Genomic DNA, 23,449 nt, shown 5'->3' with positions numbered 1-23,449 from the left:
ATGGTGTGATAACCAGTCACTTTTGCATTCCCATAAACAGAACCATAGACCTTAACATACCCACCCACGCTAGCATTCCCATAAACCTTGCCATAAATTTTAGCAGCGCCACTAACAACAGCATGATCATAAACTACCGCCTTGCTATGAATACGAGCATTTCCTGATAATTTTGCATTGCCATAAACCCGCGCCTGATGATAAACCCAAGCATTATAAGAAAGATGCGCATTGTCATAAACATGAGCATTTGCATAAACGCGGGCACGGTCACATACATGGGCATTGCCATAAACACTACCCATTATAATAGCATTATTAAAAACCTTGGCATTTTCATAAATATGGGCAGGATTTAAAACAAGAGCATTATCATAGATCCAGCAATTGCCATCATGAGAGAGGTTACTTTCATTTTCAATAAAACCACCCAAGGCACCAGCCTTAACATCGTCAAAATCCCTTAATGCTTGGATGCGATAAAGAGTTTGATTATTAAATACACGTGTCTCATTTGTGAGTGCAAACTTTTTTTGCATAGCACAATTCCTTTATAAATAGATTTGAATTTTAGAATGAAATGTTTAAAGAGGGGCGCCCCCGCCGCGCCCGCGCGTCATTTACACAGTTGTAAAAACAATATCACCAGTGATAACGGGTTCTTTATAATTGCCACCAATTTTGGTATCACCACCAATCTCAGTATAGCCAATTACCTTGGCATTGCCATAGACATGAGCATCACCATGGACCTTGCCATAAATTTTTGCATTGTCATAAATGCGAGCATCATCATAAACCTCAGCATTATCAGAAATTAAAGCATTATTGGAAACCCAAGCGCCACCATAAACCTTGCCATAAACCTTGGCATTGTCATAAACGCAGCTCCTATCATAAACATGGGCATAACCAGTCACTATAGCATTCCCATAAACCTTGGCTTCTCTATTGACCATAGCAGCGCCACAAACATGGGCATTATCGCAAACCCTAGCATTATCAAAAACTATAGCATTTTCATAAACATGGGCATTATCATAAACCTGAGAGGTTCCTAAAACACGTGCTTTATCATAAACCTCAGCATTGCCATAAATTCTAGTTTTATCAAGAAACTTGCCATAAATAGTGTCATAAATTTTTGCATTTCCATACACTTTAGCATGTCCAAAAATATCACCATAAACCAATGCGTTCTCATATACTTGCGCATTGCCATAAACCTCAGCTCTAATATGCACGCTAGCATTGCCATAGACCCTTGCATTTTCATAAATTTTTGCAGATCCAGTAATTTTTGCATTATCCGAAACATGGGCATTATCGTAAATACGAGCATCACCATAAACCATGGCATTGCCACCGACCCAACAATCACCATTATGAGCTAAATTTGCAACCTTATGTATAAAGCCGCCTAGATCACCAGCTTTTATATTAGCAAAATCCCTTAAAGCCCGAATGCGATAAAGAGTATAATCACCAACCTCTATTGTCTCTCCTGTAAATTCGTATTTTTTTGCAGGCTCTTGTTGATTAGCAAGCGCAGTTTCATTTGAAATATTAGAGATAACGGGGGTGTTTTTTACTGTATTTTTCATAATTAAAACCTTGTCGTAATTAAATTTTCTATTAACAGCCTATAGAGGGCATCGGGTGCTAGAAAACACGGCGACAAGTCCGCTGCTTACACTTTTCTCATAAAGAGTATTGTATGGTGTAAACACACCCGACAAAATCCTCATATACTAACAAAAGTATAAAAGATAGCCAATTTTTAAAAGCGTTGGAAAGATTGTTTCGTAATCTATCCGCTTGTCGTTTCAAAGTGTTTTCTAATCACTTGAATATTCATATAATAAAATACGTATTTATTGTCAAACAATATTTTATCTTTTTTGATATTTTTTTGTATTTTTTTAAATACGTTGTGTATTGATAATATCTTATGCCTATTAGTTGCTTCTTTTATATTTATATGCTTTTAAAGCTATATTATTGGCTTTCTTAAAAGATTGCGTTATTTTCTGAATCTATACATTTATAATATTTAGAAACGCTCTCATGATGCGTATTTTAAACTTTATAACCTATCAATTTTGTCACTAAATGAATTTTAAATTTTTTGTGAATTTTGTTTATAACATATTTGCAACTTAACAGCTTTTTATAGAGATGGTCTTTATAACCAATGCATTCATTTGCATTATGATTATAAAACCTTGCTGTTTTTATGCATTCTCTATAGCTGTTATATGCTTTATAGCCATGGCATCATTTTTCATGTTCATAAGAGAAACGATAAATAGGATAATTACGATTTATAGACTGTTATGAAAACATCTCAATAGAAACTGATAATTATAGAGATGAGCAAAATCTCTTTTAATAGACCGTGTCAGTGTTGTCAGTTCCTTTTAAGAGCCTCTATTATTTTTTTTATGAGTAAAAATTAAAAACATTATATTTCAATATTTTAATATCTTTAAAACATAACCCATATCAAGAGTACAATCTTAAAAGATAACCAATGATGTGAATTGATTAAAACCTGTCAGTTATGTGTCAGTAAATTGAACTGACAAAAGTGATCATTTGAGTGAGTCATTAAAACGTGTCTTATGAAAAGCATAGGAAAGTAAAAACTGATTACGTTATCAAAATCCCTTTTATGAATTTTATCAGTTCTTTTGAATGATAACCTTATGATTTAGAGAATGATTACAACGTGCTTTATAAAAAGCATGTGATCCTTTAAAGCCTTTCAAAAGATGGTTTATAACTCATAAGAAATGCTATCAAGATCATTATAGTTATGAGTTTTGAAGGGGTTTTGAGTTTTGAGGGTTGCCCCTTTTAGATAAAAAAACGATAAAAAGTAAAAACGTTATTTTTCAATAGGTTAAGATTTTACAGATCTTAAAAAAACAACTCATATTGATAACACAACCTATAAATTCAACTAATAATATACGTTTTGAAGGGGTTTTGACGGTTTTTACACCTTCAAAACCTATAAGTAAAATGAATATACATAACTCTCTTTAAACAAAGCTTTTGAAAACAATAAAGCACTCATTTTAGATTACGGTATAATCTTTTAAAGGCAATGTAAAAAAATTTAATTCATTTTAAGAGTGGGTTTCTTAAAAGTCTTAAAGCAATCCAAATAAGAGTATTTAAAAGTGCAAATGATTTCTTTTTAGAATAACGCATATAAACACTCTTTTTAAAGATTGTATGTAATCAACTTAACAAGAGAGGTATAGATTATGGTTATAAGCTCTATACCCCTTGTAAGGTTATCACTCTCATTATGTGAGCATGCTTTATAAGTTATTCGGTTTCTCTTATTTCTAATTTTGGTAGGTTCTTAACAATTTTCATTGTTTCTAAACTTACGGTAATAACCCTCTGCAATAACTCTAGAGGGTAGGCAGGGTTGCCAATGGTTTCAACAGCATAGTGATTAGCATCATTAACAATACCACTCTTTTTATCTGTCTTAACGCATTGACGCCCCATAACCGATTCAAGAGAGATATCTGTCATGATGATATTGCTATTATAAATAACAGTTGATTTATTCTTTTCCTTACTATCCTTAATTTTTGCGAATTTCATTTCAGTTACATAATAGAATTTTTCGGGATTAGAGATTTCTGTCTGTTTTGGATTACCCTTTTTAAAGGTGACAGGATAAGGTTCTACAGTTTCATAGTTTACGTGCAAATGACCGAGTTCACGCCCTGCTGTCACAAATTTCCAAAAATCATCAGCCGTTTTTACGCAAGGGATACGAGGCAATTCTTTGCATAAATTATCAGCATAACGGGTGCGATAATCTTCTGAATGCAAAAGACCGTAAACATAATAAAACAGATCATCTTTAGTGTTTTTTCATTAGGATAAGCGGCTTTTAAATATGCTAATCCTTCATCAGTTATAGCATTACGCATTTTCTTTTTTCTTATTTTAGTAAATAAGCGATTGTCATGCTATTTTTCTTATCAAGCGATAATAATGGATAGTTTTTTGTTGTCTCTAATATGTAACAGTTCCAATAAATTTGGTATATTCTATGAATAACAGTCTTTACTTGAAGCTCAAGATTATATTACATGCAACACCTTAAAATTAAGAAGCATATTAGAGTGTATGATTGTCATTTAACAGTGTCATTGTAAAATCTTCAAAAGCGGGGGAAATGATATGGTTTGCACAACACATAAAGCAGGTGTATACAGTACAGTCTATGCTTTTTTCTCAGATGTTATAAGTATTATTCTCATCAAAAAATTAAAAAATTGTTACGCGGTTGGCGATTTTTTCTGTGACGCTGACGATATGGTTCATTTTGTTGCTCATTTTGAGGGCACAATGAATGCATAGATTTTTTTTCACTTTTGTTTTTGCGGCTATTTTGTGCCTTTTCTCGTTGGCGAGTTTTGCCCAAAACATTCGTGAGAAAGCGATTAATCAATCAGAGAGCATCCAACGACAACAAACGCAACAACAGCGTTTTCAGCAATTGCAGCGTAAAAACAAAACCCATGAGGTATTTTTGCCAGACGATGATACCATATCTCCCTATGGTGCTTCGCCTAGTACAACCTGTTTGCTGATCAAAAGCATTGAATTTGTTGATGTTCAGTTGATTTCTCATACCGACCTTCATGAAGCCATTTCTCTTTGGGAAGGACGGTGTTTGGGGATTGCCGAAATCAATAAAGTGCTCAAAGCGGTGACCAAGCTTTATATGAAGCGCGGCTATATTGCGGTGCGGGCTTATTTGCCTGAGCAAGATTTAAGCGGCGGTCATCTCAAGATTGTTGTTGTTGAAGGTGTGATGGAAGATATTACCCTTGATGGGCATAAAGTTGGAAGGAAATCTCAAGGAGAAATCACCACGGCTTTTCCAAACCTTATTGGAAAACCGACCAATCTGCGCCAGATAGAGCAAGGGCTTGATCAAATCAATCGGCTTTTCTCACGCCAAGCCACCATTAATCTTGGTGCGGGGAGCAATTCGGGTGGTTCGATACTCGATGTTCATATTGAAAAACAGAAACCTTGGCTTATTACGCTTTCCAGCGATAATCTTGGCGCTAAAGCAACAGGGCTTTATCAAACGCGCTTGAGCTTTTCTTTTGATGATCTGTTGGGGATCAATGATCAATGGTCGTTGAGCTATCAGCGTTCTATGGATGGTAGTCCGTATCATTTTTCTCACAAGCGTCCCAATAGTGATACTCTAACGGGATCATTTTCTCTTCCCTATGGCACTTGGACAACAGGTTTTGATGGGACGTGGAGCCAATATCATTCGAGTGTTAAGGGAATATTTTCCGATATTATGACTGCGGGTAAGTCTTTATCGCTTACACCGTGGATTTCACGGGTTATCGACCGTGATCAAGAGGGAAAGACCTGGCTTACAGGACGGTTGACATGGAAATATTCTGATAATTTTATTATGGGCAGTCGGGTTGATGTTTCCAGCCGTAAATTGGCTATTGCAACCTTTGAGCTTGATCATTCGCGCAAGTGGCTTGGAGGAGAATTAAGCGCGCATATAGGGTTTCATAAAGGGTTGGCAATTCTTGGCGCTTATGACGATAAAGAGCAAGAGAATGCAACAAAAAATTCACCCAAAGGGCAATTTTCCAAATTGTCTTTTTCCCTAGGCTACGTGCGTTCTTTTTCGCTCAAACAGTATAACTTTCGCTATAACACGCTGTTTTCAGGACAATTATCACCCGACACGTTGTTTAGTTCAGAGCAAATATCGCTTGGTGGTAGTTCCTCTGTGCGTGGGGTGCGTGAGGCGATTTATTACGGCAATAATGGGGCGTTTTGGCGCAATGAATTGTCGCTGTTGTTGCCAGGTTTTTCTTCGAGAATGGGGCGTAAATTTATGAGCCAATTTGCCCCTTATATGGCGCTTGATCTGGGGGCTGTAGCCAATGATGTAAACAAAAACAGTTTTGGCGGGAGCCTCGTTGGGGCAACTCTTGGTTTCCATGCAACCGGAGACATTACGGATATTGATGTATCTTATTCGAATATTTTAACCCAATCGACAGTGCGAGAAAAAGGAAATGCGACAGGGTTATTTCAAGTGCGGGCATTATTGAGATTTTAGAGCAAAGGGGCGGTAAAAATATCGCTGCGCTGTTTAGATCCCTTTGGGTTGTTTTTTTAAGAGATAAAGAATTTTATGAGGAGCTGAAGATGCGGGGATTGAAAAATCAAAAGCATAGATTGGGATATGGATACAAGCTATGGCAGCGCGTTCTTTGTGTTTTGCAGCGAGGGATCCATAAAGGGCTTTCACTTGTTTTAAGTTTTTGCTTAGCTTTTCAGCCTTTGTTGTTGCAAGCACAGGCGCTTGGAGCGCGAAGTCCTGTTGCACAAGAGAGCCAAGGGATTAAAGCAGCTGATGGGGTTGGCTCTGTTTTCCGCCCCACGGTGGGGAAAGCCGGCAATGATGTGCCGCTGATTGATATTGTTCGCCCCAATGGACAGGGTCTTTCTCATAACAAATATGACAGTTTCAATGTTGATACCCATGGCGTGATTTTGAACAATTCGACTGAGGAGGTTTCGCGTTCACAGCTTGGGGGATTGGTGCCTGGCAACGGCAATTTGCGTTATAGCGGTGCAGCAAAGGTTATTCTTAATGAAGTGGTGAGTGCCAATCGCTCGCGTCTTGAAGGCGTGAGCGAAGTACATGGGCATATGGCGGATGTTATTATCGCCAATCCCAATGGGATTACCTGTAACGGTTGTGGCTTTATTAATACACCACGGGTGACTTTATCGACCGGACAACCGATCATTGGAGCCGATGGCGCTTTGAGTGGGTTGCGTGTTGAGGGTGGAGATATCACTATAGGCTCTCGTGGGGCTGATGGGAGTGCATTAGATATTTTTGATCTTGTTTCGCGCAAGATCAGTGTCGGGGGTCCCATACAGGTCAAAGGAGATTTGGCTGTTATCGCGGGGCGCAATCATTTTGATTATGACAAACGCGAAGCAACTTCTCTTGGTTCTGATGGCAAAGAGCCGGAATTGGCGATTGATTCCAGTGAGTTTGGTGGAATGTATGCGGGGCAGATCCGCGTGATTGCCAATGATAAAGGTGCGGGCGTTAAGATGCGCGGAGACATGGTTGCCAATGCAGGCGCCATGAGATTGACAAGTGATGGCAAGCTGGTGATTGCCAAAGCACGCGCCAAAGGAGCGGTGAAGGCTCACTCCCACCACGACAGTGTGCATGTGAAAGATCTGCTTTTTTCAGAAGAAGCAGTTGAACTGAAGGCTTTGAAACATGTTGAACTGGCTGAGCAAGCTCGCGTTGCGGCAAGCGGTGCTGTTGATGTGCACGCCGATCTGATCAAGCTCCAGTCTCATGCTCTTCTAGCAAGCGGTATTGGGAGTGATGGTAAACAGTCAGCGACGGGTTCTTTGCATTTACAGGCAGCAAAGCTTGAGGCGGGGAATGGGCGGATAGCCGCCGGTGATCTTTTAGAGATCCAAGCAGCAACAATTGATCTGAGCCGCATGCAAGACAATGATCAAACAGGGGTTTCTTCCCTTGGCGATCTGACCATTAAAACCAATCAAATCAGCGCTTTAAACAACCATATTGGTGCCAAGGGGAATATTGTCTTGAGCGCCGATGATGGGCTCACTGTAGGCGCTGGACATTATAGCGCCGGCGGCTCTCTTTTGGTGGAAGCAGCAGAGCTTACATCACGCGCGCGCTTAGTGGCAGAGCAAAAAGTTGACCTTTATGCGCATCACGGTGCCCTGATCCAAGAAGGCACTGTCTGGTCTAATGGGGAGATAACGCTGGATGCCCATGGTGCCCTCAATCATACGGGTGATATTATCAGTATGCAGCAGGTTGCATTGACAGCGGGTGGCATGCTCACAACCGGTCAAGAGAGCACGATTTTAAGTTATGATGTGATTTTGAGTGCTGATGCTTTAACCCAAGCAGGGACTGTGGAAGCTCAAGAAGGAGCATTAACCCTTCAAGTGCGTGATGGGGTTGCAAATAACGGCACAATGCGCGGTGAGAGTGTCGATGCTCATATTGGTGCATTTACCAATCAAGGGACGTTTATTGCAACCGATGATTTGCATTTGATGGTAAGCACACAAGAAGGCGCCGATCCGCAACAAGCCTTTCTGAAGAATACATCCGAAGGTGTCCTTCAAAGTGGTGGTGTTTTTGTTGTGATCGCAGGGCAATTAGACAATGCCGGTGTGCTTGGCTCTAGTGGTGAGAATGTTGCCCTCAATGTGGCAGGAAATGTCAGCAATAGCGGGCTGATTTACGCCAAAAAATCTATGGATCTATTCAGTGATGGTGATTTAACCAACACACAGGGCAGAATTATTGCTGAAGAGGCTCTCACCATTGGTGGGCTGAAAGAGATACGTGCTGGTCATATAAACAATGAGGCTGGTCTTCTCAGTGCTTTAGCCGGTGAGATGAAGATTGTTGCAACGTCTTTTGTCAATAAAAGCGCTGAAACGACAAATTCAGACCAACAAAACGCTACACATGATGAAGGTGCGCATGTTTTAGCGCGGGATGGTTTGCGCATTGATGTGGGCAGTTTTGAGAATGTTGATGGTCTCATTTCTACGCAAGGGGCAGTCAATATTGTTGCTGATAGTGTGATCCAAGCAGGGCACATAGAGATTGAGCGTGGTGACCTTCAACTGACCAGCCACGGTGATTTAAGCAATAGTGGCACGATAGAAAGCAATGATATCATTGTTTTGCATGCGCAAACAAATCTCAGCCAAACGGGGCGCATTGTCTCTAAAAAGCGGATAGAGCTTTCCAGTGATGGCATATTGACAATGGGCGAGACAAGTGAGGTTGGCGCCTATGATGTAACGCTGAAGGCAGGCACACTCACCCAAGCAGGGCTTGTGGAAGCGCAAGGCGGAGTACTTACTCTCAACAGCCATGATGTTTTAAGCAATTCCGGTATCATGGTGGGCGGTGTTGTTGATGCAACTCTCGGGTCTTTAGCCAATTCCGGTCAGCTTTTAGCCAGTGACAGTTTTACGCTTATAGCAGAAAGCCATGATCCGTCATTGGGGCAAGTTGCTCTGGTTTTAAATGGTGAAGACGGAGTTCTCAAAAGTGGTGGTGCTTTTGTCTTAACCGCAGATGTTTTGGACAATGCCGGCAGTATTGGTTCAAGTGGTGATGGGGTTGCGCTCAATGTGAGCGCTGATCTGAGTAATAGCGGGCTGATTTATGCCAAGAAATCTGCCATTTTCTCCTTAGATGGGGATTTTATTAATAAGTTTGCCGATGTCATTGCTGAAGACAATCTCATCATCCGTGGTTTAAGTGGAGAGCGGGCTGGTCATGTGATCAACAGCTCGGGTCTTTTAGAAGCCGTGTCAGGCGATATGACCTTCGATGTCTCAGCGCTTACCAACATGCGTGAAGGTGGAGTTGAAGTTAGCGATAAAGTGGTTTCTCACAGTTACGTGCGAGGAGAATGGGAAAATATCCCAAATGTTGATAAACACACAAGGATCAAGAAAAATATCGACACTACGATTATTCGTCAGCAGCCTCATTTTACCAATAATGCGGCACAGATTTTGGTAGGGCGTCATCTCACGGTCCATGCCGGTGATATCCGCAATAGCTATAGTTTGATTGCTGCTAATGGCAACATTGAGATGCAGGGTGATACGCTGCTCAATGAGGGGCGTGATTTAATTGAAACAACCAAGATTGTAACTGAAACACGCTACAGATATAAGCAATGTAGTGCCACAAATCCAGCATGTATAGGGCAAGGTGCAGAAGAATGGGATGGTCCTACTTTTACCCAAACACTCAAACGCACTTATGATGCTGTTTATGGCACGATTGAAGCTGGTGGCACGCTTGATGCCAAGTTGACAGGCTATATTGACAATCATGCGGTGCGTGAGGGGGTTGAGCAAGTTGGCTTAAGCTCTGGCGATAAAGGGTTGGCTGGTGTTAAAAACACCGATTTTGACGGTTCCAAACCACTGATTGGTGATGATCGATTGGACGGTATTATCAATGGTTTGAAAGGGCACAAAGGGCTTTTTGCACCAAGCACAAAAACACCCGCACCAGAATCCATACAAGTGCCAACGCAAGATGGGCTTAACTCTGTCAAGACAGAATTGGCTCAGACCCAATCACCGGATGTGCCGTTTTTAGTTGAGACGCGACAGGACTTTATCAACCCAAGTAAATTTTTGGGATCGGACTATTACTTAAAAAAGATTGGCAATTATAAGCCTGAGAACGTGTTTAAAAGATTAGGGGATGCTTATTTTGAATATCGTCTGGTGGGTGAGCAAATCTTTGAGCTGACAGGCAATCGCACTCTTCTTGATGTTGAAGATCCCAATGCTCAAATGCAAAGGCTCTATGACAATGCTGTGGAGCAGCAAGATCCCTTGGGGTTAGAGCTAGGCAAGCCCTTAACGCCTCAGCAGATTGCTGGGATCAAAAAGGATATGATCTGGCTTGAGACCCACCTTGTCGATGGACAAGAGGTCTTGGTACCCCACGTTTATTTGGCACCAAACACTTCTTTAGCACAAGATGTTTATGGGGCAAAAACGCAGCAAGGAAACCTTGCCAGTGCACGTTTGAAAGGCAATGGCGTCACTATAGAGACGGACCGTCTTACCAATAGCGGCACCATATCAAGTAATGGTGCATTGCATGTTTCGACTACGCAAACTTTGTTTAATGATGGTGGTTTTTTGCTTGGCAGCGGTGCTGTAGATCTCAGCAGTGGCGATCTTTTAGCCAATTCTTCCGGTGTTATTCTGGGGGATATCATCACCCTCAATGCGAAGACAATCATTGATGGTACTGCAAAAATCCGTGACACGAATGAATATGGTTTTGTTGATCGCAGTGGGCAGCAGGCTCAAATCATTTCTATACAGGATTTAAACATTCACTCCCTTGGCGATTTAAGCATGGGTGGTGGCCAATGGAGCAGTGGCGGTCCGATGACGGTGATTGTCGATGGTTCTGCTACGTTTGGTTCATTAGTGCTAGAGAGTGACCATAAGGAGACATTGGAAAAAGGGCATTATAACGCCCAAAGCAGTGAGCACCGTTTGACAGAAGTCAACAGTGATGGAGATTTGACCATTGTCACAGGTGGTGAACTTAACCTTGGGGGAAAGTTTAAAGCCAAGGGCAATGGGGATTTCACCAGTGGTGGCGCTCTCAACGCGATTTCAGAGCAAGATTTTAACAGTTTTGATTTGGATCTGAGGGGCAAAGAAGGCGACAAATCGAAGCAAAAGAATAAGTTTCGTCAACAATCAACAGAAGTTACTACAAACAAAACCACGATAGAAACAGAGGGCAACCTCTCCATGCATGCGCAAAATGGGGATCTCACGCTTGATGCGGCAGGGCTATCAAGTGGTGGTCAGACGCATTTGGCATCAGATACGGGAAAAATCAAGTTTCTCACCAACAAGGATCAAGATTTTAAGGATGTTTATCAGCGTAATGAAAACCTTGTGTGGTGGAGTGAGAGCGATAAAGGTTACCTTAAGGAGACCATCGAGCATGTCACCATAGATGCTAAGGGTGGCATAAAGCTTGATGCGGGTGATGGCTTTGTTGTTGAGTATCAGGCAACCGGTGATTTAGACAAATCCCTTGAGCAATTGTCTCGCTCTCCAGGCATGGCATGGATCAAGCAACTGCGTGATGATCCAGAATTATCCAAGCAAGTGGATTGGCAAGCAGTTAAGGCTGAATTTAAAGACTGGGATTATAAAGCCCAAGGACTGACAGAAGCCGGTGCGGCTCTCGTGGCATTGGCTGTCACGGCGGTTACGGGTGGAGCAGCCTCGGGCGCTGCCAGTGCCATTACCGGTGCTTTGGGGCTTGGCTCGAGCACCGCCATGAATGCGGCGATACAGGCTGGTGTCCAAGCGCTGATTAACAAAAGCGCTGTGGCTCTTGTCAATAATCGCGGCAATATTGCCGGTGCCTTGCATGAGCTTGGCTCTTCAAAGAATATTCTCAGCATTGTCTCGTCGATGTTGACAGCAGGCTTAACCAGCCAACTAACCGAAATGGCTGGTGTTGGACAATCTTTGCCCAAAACGGCTCCTCTGGTTGATCGCATCACCCGTGAGGCGGAAAAGAACTTGATCAAAGCCGCCATTGGCACAGGCGTGCAAACGGCTCTTGAGGGTGGTTCTCTTGACAAGAACTTTTTTAACAATCTGCGCATCGCCCTGTCTGATACGGTTGGCAAATCGTTGGCGGAAGAAATCGGTACCGCCAAGGCAGAAGGCAAAATAGATACGGTCACGCAGATCGTTGCCCATGCAGGACTTGGCTGCTTAAAAGGCGCGGTTGCGAGCGGTGCTTGCTCTGCCGGTGCTGTGGGGGGTGCTGTGGGCGAAGCCACTGCTATGCTCCAGTTTCAATTGTGGGTGCAAGGCATTGTGAAAGAGGAAATGGGGGACCTAAACGGTCGCACCCCAACTCCGGAAGAGGAAGCGCGTATAAACGCAAAGATTGATGCGCAGTTTGCTGACTTTAGAGACCACACCATTGATGTTGCACGGGCTGCTGGGGGCGTTGCTGCTGCCCTTGCCGGTGGCAATGTTGATGCCGGCGCCGATGCCGCAGGTAATGCCGCTGCAAATAACTTTTTGGGTAGTGCACAACGCGCTCAGATGAAGAAAGAGTTAGAAGAGTGCCCTGATGATCAGTGTCGAAGAGATGTTAACGAAAAATGGTTCGAGATTGATGAAGAGCAAGATAGGATTTTTGGGATAGGTCTTGCGAAGGGTATGATTGTTGGTGCCGTAAAAGCAATAGGAAACGGAATATCTGAGACAGCTCATGACGTTAAAGAATTAGGATCGGCAATAGGAAACGGAATATATGCGACAGTTCATGACGTTAAAGAATTAGGATCGGCAATAGGAAACAGTTCAGTTGATGAGATCTATCAAAATGCCCTTCAAGGCGTTGGAACAGCAAAAGCTTGGGCCACGAGTGGGCATATATTTGATGATGTCTGGGAAGGTGCTGGTCAACTCTGGGAAGGAGTTGGTCAATTCTGGGGAGGTGTTAAGGATTCCTTTAGAGGGCGTATAGATCACATAAAGGATTCCTTTGGGGGGCATATAGATCACATACATGAAACAATGGAGAAAGGGGGGGATGGAGCATTCAGTGCTGGTGCTGAATCTGGCGAAATGCTAGGTAAACCATTAGGAGATGTGGCTTATATAGTGGGTTCTACAGTGCTTACTGACGGTGCTGTTTCAGCAGCCAAGGGAGGCGTAAAGCTTGCGGGAAAGCTTGTAGAAAAAGATCTCATCAAATTTGCTGCTAAAGCTGAAGAAGCGGCTATAACGGGAGCAACTAGTTCTGAAGTAAATACTGCGCATGTGGGGAAAGAAATCGCACAATCGCTAGAAAAAATGAGCGATGAAGCTATTGCAACTCAATATTTGGGGCAAGAGAGAAAATTCTGGTCAAAACCTATTGAGGTTGAGTTTGAAATAACTAACAAGGGAGAAAAAATTACTCAGACAAACAAAGTCTATCAGAGAGATGATCTGTTTGATCCTAACCAGATTGTTAGTTGGACAGTAAAAGGAAAAGAAGTAAAAGGTACAAATATTGAAAGGATGAAAACAGGAAGAGCACCTCTTGACTTTAATGAAAATCCCATTGAATTGCATCATATGCTGCAAACACATGATGGTCCCATAGCAGAGGTTACAAATGCGTTTCATAATAAACATAATTCAGTTATTCATATTAATCCTAATACAATGGGATCAGCTATTGACAGAGACCTATTCGATAAATGGAGGACGAAATACTGGAAGGAACGTGCTAAAGATTATGAAAAGAAAGATATAGCAACTAAAAAATAATAATTTATGGAGAACAACCTATGAAAACTTATACTTTAGCTGATGTTGTACAATTAATTGATAAAGTAAATAAATATGATGATGAGATTATCAATTTTGGTACTGCAGAGGATGCAGTTAGTGATGTACGGATTAAAGAGGCAGAAAAAACTCTCGGTTTACAGTTTACAACTTCTTATAAGGATTTTTTAAAAAATTATAAGGGAGGAGAAATTGGTTATGAGGAAATTTTTAGCATTTATAACGCAAGTTTTGAGGATCATCCTGCTGGTGATATTGTGCATAAAAACTTATATCATAGGAAACATGGTTTTGCGACATTAGAACAGCTTGTTGTCAGTAGAACTGATTTTGGGGAGACATTTTACTTTGATTATACTCAGTTTCAGGATGGTGAATGCCCACTCTACGTCAAGATTCCATCTGGAGCGTCACATTATTATGCAAGTAATTTTTATGAATTTCTCTGTAAAAGAATTAAAGAGCACGCAGGGGAAGATTTGTGAAAACCTATACCTTAGCTGATGTTGCAGTATTAGTTGATAAATATAATGATATTATCAATTTTCGTACTGAAGAAAATGTGGCTGATGATCTACGGATTGAAAAGGCGGAGAAAGCTCTCGATTTGCAATTCACATCTTCTTATAAGAGCTTTTTAAAAAAATATGTAGGAGGAGAAATTGGTGGTGAAGAAATCTTTAGCCTTTATAAGGAGTGTGGAGCAGATATCCCTGGTGGTGATATTGTTTTCAAAAACTTAAATGCTAGAAAACGTGGTTTTGCAACATCAGAACAGCTTGTCGTGTGTTACGCTGATTTTGGTGAAACCTTTTACTTTGATTATACGCAGTTTCGGGATGGTGAATGCCCACTTTATGTCATGCTTCCATCTGAAGATTGCGAATATTACGCCAGTAATTTTTATGAATTCCTCTGTAAAAGAATTAAAGTACACGCGGGAGTTGAGATACCTGAAGGTGATCAACCGATTGAAGAGATTGAGCACACTCCCACTCCGCAACCTGTACCTTTTTACAAGAGTTTTTGGAAAAAACTATGGAGGAGGGGCAATTGATAGGGGAAATATGGAGCGTTACGCAAGTTTTGAGGATCATCTATGAAAACCTATACCTTAGATGATGTTGTAGAATTAGTTGATAAATATAATGATATTATCAATTTTCGTACTGAAGAAAATGCGGCTGATGATCTACGGATTGAAAAGGCGGAGAAAGCTCTCGATTTGCAATTCACATCTTCTTATAAGAGCTTTTTAAAAAAATATGTAGGAGGAGAAATTGGTGGTGAAGAAATCTTTAGCCTTTATAAGGAGTGTGGAGCAGATATCCCTGGTGGTGATATTGTTTTCCAAAACTTAAATGATAGAAGAGATGGTTTTGCAACATCAGAACAGCTTGTCGTGTGTTACGCTGATTTTGATGAAATTTTTTATTTTGATTATACGCAGTTTCGGGATGGAGAATGTCCAATCTATGTTATGTATCCATTGGATAATTGCGAATATTACGCCAGTAATTTTTATGAATTCCTTTGCAAAAGAATTAAAGTACACGCGGGAGAAGAGATACTTGATGGTGACCAACCAATTGAAAAGATTGAGAACACTCCCACTCCGCAACCTATCCCTTTTTACAAGAGCTTTTGGAAAAAAATATGGAAGAGGTGAAATTGATAGCGAGGAAATATGGAGCGTTTATAACGCACGTTTTGAGGATCATCTATGAAAACCTATACCTTAGATGATGTTGCAGTATTAATTGATAAAGTGAATAAATATGATGATGAGATTATCAATTTGGGTAGTGAAGATGATGAAGAGAATGAAACAGATGATTTACAGATTGAAAAGGCGGAGAAAACTCTCGGCTTGCAATTCACATCCTCTTACAAAGTTTTCTTAAAAAAATATGGAGGAGGAGAAATTGGTGGTGAAGAAATTTATAGCCTTTATGGAGATTGTGGGGAAGGTATTCCTGCTGGTGATATTGTTTACCAAAACTTACTCGATAGAAAACATGGTTTTGCGACACCAGAACAGCTCGTTGTGAGTTATGATCTTGATGAAACCTTTTACTTTGATTATACGCAGTTTCGGGATGGTGAATGCCCACTCTATCTCAAGTATACATCTGAAGATTCTGAATATTACGCAAGTAATTTTTATGAATTTCTCTGCAAAAGAATTAAAGTACACGTGGGAGCTGAGATACCTGAAGGTGACCAACCGATTGAAAAGATTGAGCACACTCCCACTCCGCAACCTATCCCTTTTTACAAGAGCTTTTGGAAAAAACTATGGAAGAGGTGAAATTGATAGAGGAAATATATAGTCTTTCTAGAGAGCCTAAGTATTATACAAGTAATTTTTATGTAAAAGAATTACAGATTATGCTGGGGGAATGATGATGCAAACTAAAGATGTCACAGAGATTTTAAAAAGACTGGGCTGGGAGCCTTATCGTGATAACGTGGGGGATACTTTTGCGCATTATCATCTTCCCGATCGCATTGTCGGTATTGGCTATGGTGTAAAAAATTATGGAGAGAGTGGCAAAGAGTTTTTGCTTTCGGCTGATCTCACCACCGCTGCTTATTGTCTTGCTCGGGAATATTCTAGAGGTGAAAAATCACAGCGTAAATATGGAGATGTGCTGTTTTACGCGAAGGAGGATTTTAATGTTAAAGCTCCGGATCTTTCCGAAAGCCATATCACAACCGCTTTAAACAAAGTGATTGCATGGGCGCAAGCACAGGATATTGAAAAAAAGTTGTGCGAGGAAGCTACTAATCATTCTGCCGTTGCACAAGCATTACTTGGTGATATGGAGGCTTTAAGGAGTGATAGATCTACCCCAAAACTATCTGTGCCAGAATTTGCAGATTATAAAACAATGACATCGGATGATCGCCTGCTTTTTTTTGCACAGGCCTATAAAAATGGGGAATTAGACGATATTCTAACGCGCAAGAAGCCAAAACAGCGCTCGATAAGTCTCACAGCAGCAATGCGCGTTCTTAAAACACAAGGGTGGTTTTCAACGGAACCTGGAAAAATGTGGTTGATTTTGCCCGACCGCTTTATTCAATTTGATTTTGGTTTTATACGTCTTCATGATAATTACAATGTCCGTATTGAAGCTGAAATATCTAATGAAATGATTTCTGTCGCTTGCAATTGTATTCACTATAGTAAGGAATATTGGTGTGTTTCTCCTAAAAATATTTATAATTCTTTTAATACGATTGGGGGGGGGGTTTTAGTGGTTTTGGTAAAGGCATTGATATTTGTGTAGAGACATTAGATGAGCAAGAGCTTATCAAAATCTCTGAGCGGATAATACAGTGGGCACGTGCCCAAGATTTACAAGCATCAATAGAAAGCAAAACACGTGTTCAAAAGTATAGCTACAATATACGTATAGTCTGGCATTTGGCTTGTTTAGCGTTGACAGGTCGAATTGATATCCTGAAATCTTATAAAAATTTTTTAGAAGCTGGTACGATTTCTGAACATTTGGATGATGATGAAGTAGAAAAATATGTTAACCATGCCGTTGAATTTGCTGAAGAACATCTGAAAATCCTTAATGAGCGAGAAGCAGCAGAAGCACATCTTGGTCCGAAAGCTTTGATTACTTTCAATAAGGTTGCTGAGCAATTAAAAGAAATGGGTTGGACAGTTTATCGTGATAAAAACTATGATCGTAATACCTATTTTATCAGTAAAGACCGTATCATCAATATAATGTACAGTCTTCAAAGTGATGAAGAAGAGCCAATTGTTGCATTTAAGGCTTCCCTTTCAACACTTGGCTTTTCCACTGCTCATAGAGAGATTTTCTATAATATGCCTCAATATATAGCCCTCAAAGAAGCAGAAGAAGTTTATACAGTTTCTAGTACTGAATTGGATGAAGGCAAGCTGAAACAGATCAGTGCGGATATTCTTGAATGGGCTGATCGGCAAAATGTGAATCAAATCATCTATGATTATGCGGCTTTGCCAACAAACAGTGAACTTGATCTTGTAGCGCGTCACCTTATTGCGCTTGTTTTGATTGGGGATGTTGAAAAGCTCAAATCTTATAAGGAGAATTTTAGAAAGGGAAATCCTTTAGGTTTTGTGGAAGAAATCTCAAAATATAGAATTGATAATCTCCTCACTCTTGCGCGGGGTTATCGAGCAGGTTTTCCGAAAAATGCACCGATTTTGAGCTTGGATCCGCAAATAGCATCTGTTGCTTCTAAAACAACTTCTGTTGAAGTGGCAGAGGAAGTGGATGAAGTGGATGACAATGATGATCGTCTCACCATGGAAAGTGCTCATGCACTTTTAAAAAGTTTAGGCTGGTCAACCGAGAAAATCAATGAGAATGACCATATGGCAAGCTATCAATTGGCTGATCGTGAAGTAGACATTCTTTATAACGACGAAATTGCCAAAGACTACCCGCAATTTGATAGCGCCTTTATGATTAGCACGGGCATTCTTTCCGCTGCTTGTAAATTCATTGATCCTACCTACACGGAAGATATTCCAGATATACAGCTTAATTTTGAAGCCAAGGGATTAGAAATCTTTGAACCAGAAGTCACTACGGATCGTTTAACACAGGCGCTTGATGATGCTTTAGAATGGGCGGTAACAGACATTGACCTTTCTAAAAGACTTCGCTCTGATTATGGCACTGCTCCTTGGGAAAAAGGCGCCACGTCTAAAGCAAACGATACGGATTATGCTTTACTTCATCTTGGCGCTCTTGCTTTATTGGGTGATGTTGAGACCTTACAATCTTATCAGAAAAGCTTTACGGCAGGTGATCACCTAGGCTTTGACGAGAGCATCAACAAAACCCACCTTGAACGTGCATTAGCTTTAGCCAAAGAAGTAGCAAAGGTGAAGCAAGTGAGTTACGCTTTGATTAAACAGGTGGCAGAAAAGCTTGATGATCCACAAGAGGTTACCAGCAAGGAGCAACCCCGCTCGTGGAAAGAGAAAATAGTCAATTTTATCGGAAAAAAAGACAAGAAATAGCACCTAAAAAATATCAAAAAGATTTCAGAAATTTAGAAAATAAGACGCGCTCCAAAGCCTTGATCACTAGTTGAGAAACTGAAGTGGTGGGGTTCTGATCATGGTTTTGGTGCAAGATTTTAATGAAACAACCTATAAAAAAAGATCTATAAAATTATTCCATAGATTATAAAAATCTCTTTTAATGGGCTTTTGTCTATTTTATCGGTTATGTCAGTTTATTTAACAGACGAATCTTATGATTTTAGTGAGTGATTAAAATGTGCTTTATGAAAAGCATATGATCCTTTAAGCCTTTCAAAAGATAGCTTGTAACTCATAAGAAATGCTATCAAGACCATTATGGTTATGAGTTTTGGAGGTTTAGGGTTTTTTGGGGGTTTTGGAGGTGCTTTTTACGCCCCCCCCTTTACATATTTTTCAATAAAAAATAAAATTTTATTATATTTCAATATGTTAACTTTTATCAAGTTTCCAAAAAAAACAACCTATATCAAAATACAACCTGTAAACTCAACTAATGCTATATGTTTTGTAGGGGTTTTGGGGGTTTGAGAAACCTTCAAAACCTATAAGTAATATAAGAAAATGAATATACATAATCCTCTTTAAACAAAGCTTTTGAAAACAATAAAGCTATCATTTTAGATTACGGTATAATCTTTTAAAGGCAATGTAAAAAAATCTAATTCTATTTAAGAGTGGATTTCTTAAAAGTCTTAAAGCAATCCAAATAAGAGTATCTAAAAGTGCAAATGGTTTCTTTTTAGAATAACGCATGATAAATTATTCCTTTTAAGATTATAGGTAATCAACTCACAAGATGATACGTTTAAAGAATTTACAAAAGTCCATTAAAGAGATCTTGATAACGTAATTATTTCCTATCTTAGTTTATCTCATAACAGATGATAAAATAGACTGTTAGTTAAACTAATACATAAGCGGATTTAATAAGATTGGCATGCCCATTATGTGAGCATGCTTTATAAGTTATTCAGTTTCTCTAATCTCTAGTTTTGGTAGGTTCTTAACGATTTTCATTGTCTCTAAACTTATGGTAATAACCCTCTGAAATAACTCTAGAGGGTAGGCAGGGTTGCCAACGGTTTCAACAGCATAGCGATTGGCATCATTGACAATACCACTCTTTTTATCAGTCTTAACGCATTGACGCCCCATAACCCATTCAAGAGCAGGCTTGCCATTGACGATATACTCATAAGCTTTAAGAGGGATATCTGTTATGGTAATATTGCTATTGTAAATAACAGTCGATTTATCCTTTTCCTTACTATTCTTAATTTTTGCGAATTTCATTTCTGTAACGTAATAAAACTTTTCTGGATTAGAGATCTCTGTTTGTTTTGGATTACCCTTTTTAAAGGTCACTGGATAAGGCTCTACAGTTTCATAATTCACGTGCAAATGCCCTAGTTCATGTCCAGCATTAACAAACTTCCAAAAATCTTCAGCGCTTTTTACACAAGGGATGCGAGGCAATTCTTTAGAGAGGTTATCAGCATAACGAGCACGATAATCTTCCGAATGTAACAATCCGTAGACGTAATAGAACAAATTATCTTTAGTGATTTTTTCATTCGGATAAGCCGCTTGAAAATGGGCTAATCCTTCATCAGTAATGGCATCACGCCTCTGTAAACCAACAGTTTTGTTTTCCTCTATAGAGTCTGTAAATAAAAGGGTTTGTTTCTCACTTTTACTTTTTGAAACCGTAGCATCTTCATAGATATATCTTGGAAAGCATTGACTATTCTCCATCACTTGAAATTCAGGCACATTCTTAGTCATAATAACAGAAAAATCTTTCTTTGCTCCCGTACCTGTAATTTGTATTACTCTATTTTCAACCGCTTGCCCCATTGGAAATATACATGGAATTTGGGCAACCATTTCATTAAAGGCACGATTGTAATAGAGCCATTGTTGTGTAAAAGGACGATATAGGCTTTGAATAAGGCATGTATCTTCAAATTCAAAAATCTTTCCTTTAGTTAAATGTTTCTTAAGATTAATACTCCAACTAATTTTGCTTTCATCGGCATTAACAAAATTATCTACAGTTTTAGTACGTGTTTTACCGTTATCATGTGTATAAACACCATTAAAACGCTCCACTTCACTATTGTAGAAAGTAATCATATTACTCATATTCTTCGCGAGAGTTTCATTGCTTGCATTGTATGCCCAAGCATCACGATTGGTTTTTAGACCACAAGAATAAATCTCAAACAGTTTTTTACTATGAGGTTTCTTATCACCTAAAGCTAGGAATGTCTTGAAACTGTCATCACGTTGACCAAGCCAATCATTATGCTTATCCGGTATAATTATTTGCCAACCTTGTTTGCTCTGTGTAATACCATCAATGCTACCAAATTTTTTAATTGTCTTAAGCTTTTTTTCTCTTGTGAGATAATCTCCAATATCACGGAAATATATTTTCCCACGCTGTTGAGATTCTGGATTTTTTATGAGAATAGAGATAGCTATGGGAGCCCGTGATCCAGAACCAAAAATCTTACCACCTTCTTTTCGCGAAAGTTCTCCAGAGGTTCGTTGATTACCCCGTAAATGGAAAATATAAAGGCTGCTAAATTCCTTAACGAGGCATTTTCTTAAACCATTTAAAGAACATGCATTAATAAACCCTGCGTTTGTAACAAAACCAATAATACCACAATCTTTTATACGGTCACTAGCCCATCGAATTGCTCGTATATAGCTATCATAAAGTGCTTGCATATTGATTGATTCAGATTGAGCAGCATAAGTTTCACTGATACGATTATCTAATATGGGATAAGGGGTATTCTTCGCATTATCATTAGCACTTTTTTGACCAGTTGAATAAGGCGGGTTGCCGAAGATAACTTCGATAGTCAAATTTTTCTGATGTTCCAAATATTCACTGTTTTCTTTGAGTATACCTTCCATAAGATCTTGTTTTTCAATCATTCGAAACGTATCAGTCAAACCAATATGCTTGAAAGGGATATAATTTCCTTTCATAAGACCATGATAGGTTGCTTCGATATTAATGGCTGCTATGTAATAGGCTAGCAAGACAATCTCATTTGCGTGGATATCATAACGGTATTTATATTCCATATCCTCTGGTTTGATGAGATTGGATTGTAATAGCCGTGTGATAAAGGTCCCAGTACCCGTAAAAGGGTCAAGAATAGAAACACCACGTGATCCTAGACTTTTTCCAAATTCATGACGCAACACATCATCAACAGAATGAATGATAAAATCAACAACCTCAATGGGAGTATAAACAATGCCTAATTTTTCTACTGTACGCGGAAAAGCATAACGGAAAAATTCATTATAAAGCTCTACAATTAAACTTTGTTGTGCTTCAAGAGTGGTAATTCCACGCGTGTAAAATTGTACACTCTTAGAAATATTTTTGAGATCTTGAGATTCTTCTTTAGGGGTAACTTTATCAAGGACATTGAGTACACGTTGTAAAGCGCAAGATACGGGATTTTCTTGAACAAACTGATGCCCCTCAAATAAAGCATTAAAGACTGGACGCGTCACAAGATGTTGCGCAAGCATTTCAATCGCATTTTCTTCGGAGAGGGTTGTGTTTAAATTACTACGTAATTCGGTCATAAAATCATTAAACACCTGCCGTGTTTCAGTTTCTGATTTTGTTAAAACTTCAGTTAAGCGTGTGATATGAGTTTGAGCAAGATCACCAACATTTATTGCCCATTTTTTCCAATAGCTAGGATCGTAAAATCTATTAACAATAGCAGTTCTAATGACATCTTTACATTTAGAAAAAAGGGGGAGTTCTCCTTGTTCTTCACATGTGTGAGAAGATTCGTAAGTTGCTAACCCAATATTAAGTCCTGAATACTCTAATTTTGAGCGTATAGGTAAATCATCAATAACCGTGGTCGTATCTTCTAACGCAAGTTCTTGAGAAGCAGCAACAATTTCAAGAGTATCGCTTACGTCTTGTTTTTTGTGCATATGGTGAATTATTTTATTAAAGTTATCATCATGGGCACGTAAAGCATTGAGAACTTGCCAGATGACATTATACTTTTGGTTGTTTTCTAAGGCTATTTCCGGCGGAATATCAGCGGGTATCCCAACGGGTAGAATGATATAGCCTCTTTTTTTACCCTCTGCTCGACGCATTACACGTCCTATTGCTTGAATAATCTCAATTTGACTTTTGCGCGGGTGTAAAAATAGAACGGCATCAAGAGCAGGAACATCAACACCTTCAGAAAGACAGCGTACATTGGTAAGTACACGACACGTATTTTCCCCCGCATCTTCCTTTAACCATTCAAGTTGTTTTGTACGCTCTTTAGCACTAAAGGTTCCATCAATATGGGCAAGGGTACAGTTAAGAGGAGGAGTATC

10 protein-coding genes and 2 pseudogenes are annotated in these 23,449 nt (G+C 39.7%); 8 read left to right on the top strand and 4 right to left on the bottom strand.

The window, feature by feature from the left end; all coding sequences use genetic code 11:
* From ACFIN0_RS08340 to ACFIN0_RS08330, 3 genes and pseudogenes are all read right to left on the bottom strand, one after another.
* Positions 1-539, bottom strand: a 539-nt coding sequence (locus tag ACFIN0_RS08340) for a hypothetical protein (protein ID WP_375702299.1), incomplete at its 3' end; no start/stop codon positions are given.
* 81 nt (positions 540-620) lie between these two features.
* On the bottom strand, positions 621-1,604 hold the full coding sequence (locus ACFIN0_RS08335; protein ID WP_375702298.1) for a hypothetical protein: 984 nt from the start codon (positions 1,602-1,604) through the stop codon (positions 621-623).
* A gap of 1,735 nt (positions 1,605-3,339) precedes the next feature.
* Positions 3,340-3,959: pseudogene (locus tag ACFIN0_RS08330) on the bottom strand (type ISP restriction/modification enzyme); the annotation flags it as partial.
* Between the two features lie 256 nt (positions 3,960-4,215).
* On the opposite strand from ACFIN0_RS08330, the gene ACFIN0_RS08325 reads away from it, so the two are divergent.
* From ACFIN0_RS08325 to ACFIN0_RS08290, 8 genes and pseudogenes are all read left to right on the top strand, one after another.
* A complete protein-coding gene (locus tag ACFIN0_RS08325; RefSeq protein WP_375612457.1) occupies positions 4,216-4,395 on the top strand; it encodes a hypothetical protein in 180 nt (59 codons plus the stop codon).
* The gene (locus ACFIN0_RS08320; RefSeq protein ID WP_375702297.1) at positions 4,388-6,148 is read left to right on the top strand and encodes a ShlB/FhaC/HecB family hemolysin secretion/activation protein; all 1,761 of its coding nucleotides are present in this window, start codon (positions 4,388-4,390) and stop codon (positions 6,146-6,148) included. Before ACFIN0_RS08325 ends, ACFIN0_RS08320 begins: the two co-directional genes overlap by 8 nt.
* Before the next feature lie 89 nt (positions 6,149-6,237).
* Positions 6,238-13,974 (top strand): DUF637 domain-containing protein, encoded by a 7,737-nt coding sequence (locus ACFIN0_RS08315; protein ID WP_375702296.1) that lies wholly within the window; start codon positions 6,238-6,240, stop codon positions 13,972-13,974.
* A gap of 20 nt (positions 13,975-13,994) precedes the next feature.
* Positions 13,995-14,480 carry an SMI1/KNR4 family protein gene (locus tag ACFIN0_RS08310; RefSeq protein ID WP_208438784.1) on the top strand — a complete coding sequence of 162 codons (486 nt, stop codon included), beginning with the start codon at positions 13,995-13,997 and terminating at the stop codon, positions 14,478-14,480.
* Positions 14,477-15,052 carry an SMI1/KNR4 family protein gene (locus ACFIN0_RS08305; protein ID WP_375634966.1) on the top strand — a complete coding sequence of 192 codons (576 nt, stop codon included), beginning with the start codon at positions 14,477-14,479 and terminating at the stop codon, positions 15,050-15,052. The genes ACFIN0_RS08310 and ACFIN0_RS08305 overlap by 4 nt, the downstream gene beginning before the upstream one ends.
* A 42-nt stretch (positions 15,053-15,094) precedes the next feature.
* Positions 15,095-15,664, top strand: coding sequence for an SMI1/KNR4 family protein (locus ACFIN0_RS08300; RefSeq protein ID WP_375702295.1), 570 nt, complete (start codon positions 15,095-15,097; stop codon positions 15,662-15,664).
* A gap of 54 nt (positions 15,665-15,718) precedes the next feature.
* Positions 15,719-16,306, top strand: a complete 588-nt coding sequence (locus tag ACFIN0_RS08295; RefSeq protein WP_375681517.1) for an SMI1/KNR4 family protein — start codon at positions 15,719-15,721, stop codon at positions 16,304-16,306.
* Between the two features lie 97 nt (positions 16,307-16,403).
* Positions 16,404-19,033: pseudogene (locus tag ACFIN0_RS08290) on the top strand (DUF6990 domain-containing protein).
* A gap of 993 nt (positions 19,034-20,026) precedes the next feature.
* Here ACFIN0_RS08290 and ACFIN0_RS08285 read toward each other — a convergent pair.
* Positions 20,027-23,449: type ISP restriction/modification enzyme (locus tag ACFIN0_RS08285; protein ID WP_375702294.1), on the bottom strand; the 3,423-nt coding region annotated here is incomplete at its 5' end.

This window comes from Bartonella sp. AA89HNZF, assembly GCF_042196905.1.
In the GTDB taxonomy this organism is placed as follows: domain Bacteria; phylum Pseudomonadota; class Alphaproteobacteria; order Rhizobiales; family Rhizobiaceae; genus Bartonella.
This window is presented reverse-complemented; position numbering and strand designations above follow the sequence as displayed.

Bases quoted from the DNA above. Each gene is read 5' to 3' on its own strand.
- ACFIN0_RS08335 (WP_375702298.1), bottom strand. From the start codon at position 1,604: ATGAAAAATACAGTAAAAAACACCCCCGTTATCTCTAATATTTCAAAT.
- ACFIN0_RS08325 (WP_375612457.1), top strand. From the start codon at position 4,216: ATGGTTTGCACAACACATAAAGCAGGTGTATACAGTACAGTCTATGCT.
- ACFIN0_RS08320 (WP_375702297.1), top strand. From the start codon at position 4,388: ATGCATAGATTTTTTTTCACTTTTGTTTTTGCGGCTATTTTGTGCCTT.
- ACFIN0_RS08315 (WP_375702296.1), top strand. From the start codon at position 6,238: ATGCGGGGATTGAAAAATCAAAAGCATAGATTGGGATATGGATACAAG.
- ACFIN0_RS08310 (WP_208438784.1), top strand. From the start codon at position 13,995: ATGAAAACTTATACTTTAGCTGATGTTGTACAATTAATTGATAAAGTA.
- ACFIN0_RS08300 (WP_375702295.1), top strand. From the start codon at position 15,095: ATGAAAACCTATACCTTAGATGATGTTGTAGAATTAGTTGATAAATAT.
- ACFIN0_RS08295 (WP_375681517.1), top strand. From the start codon at position 15,719: ATGAAAACCTATACCTTAGATGATGTTGCAGTATTAATTGATAAAGTG.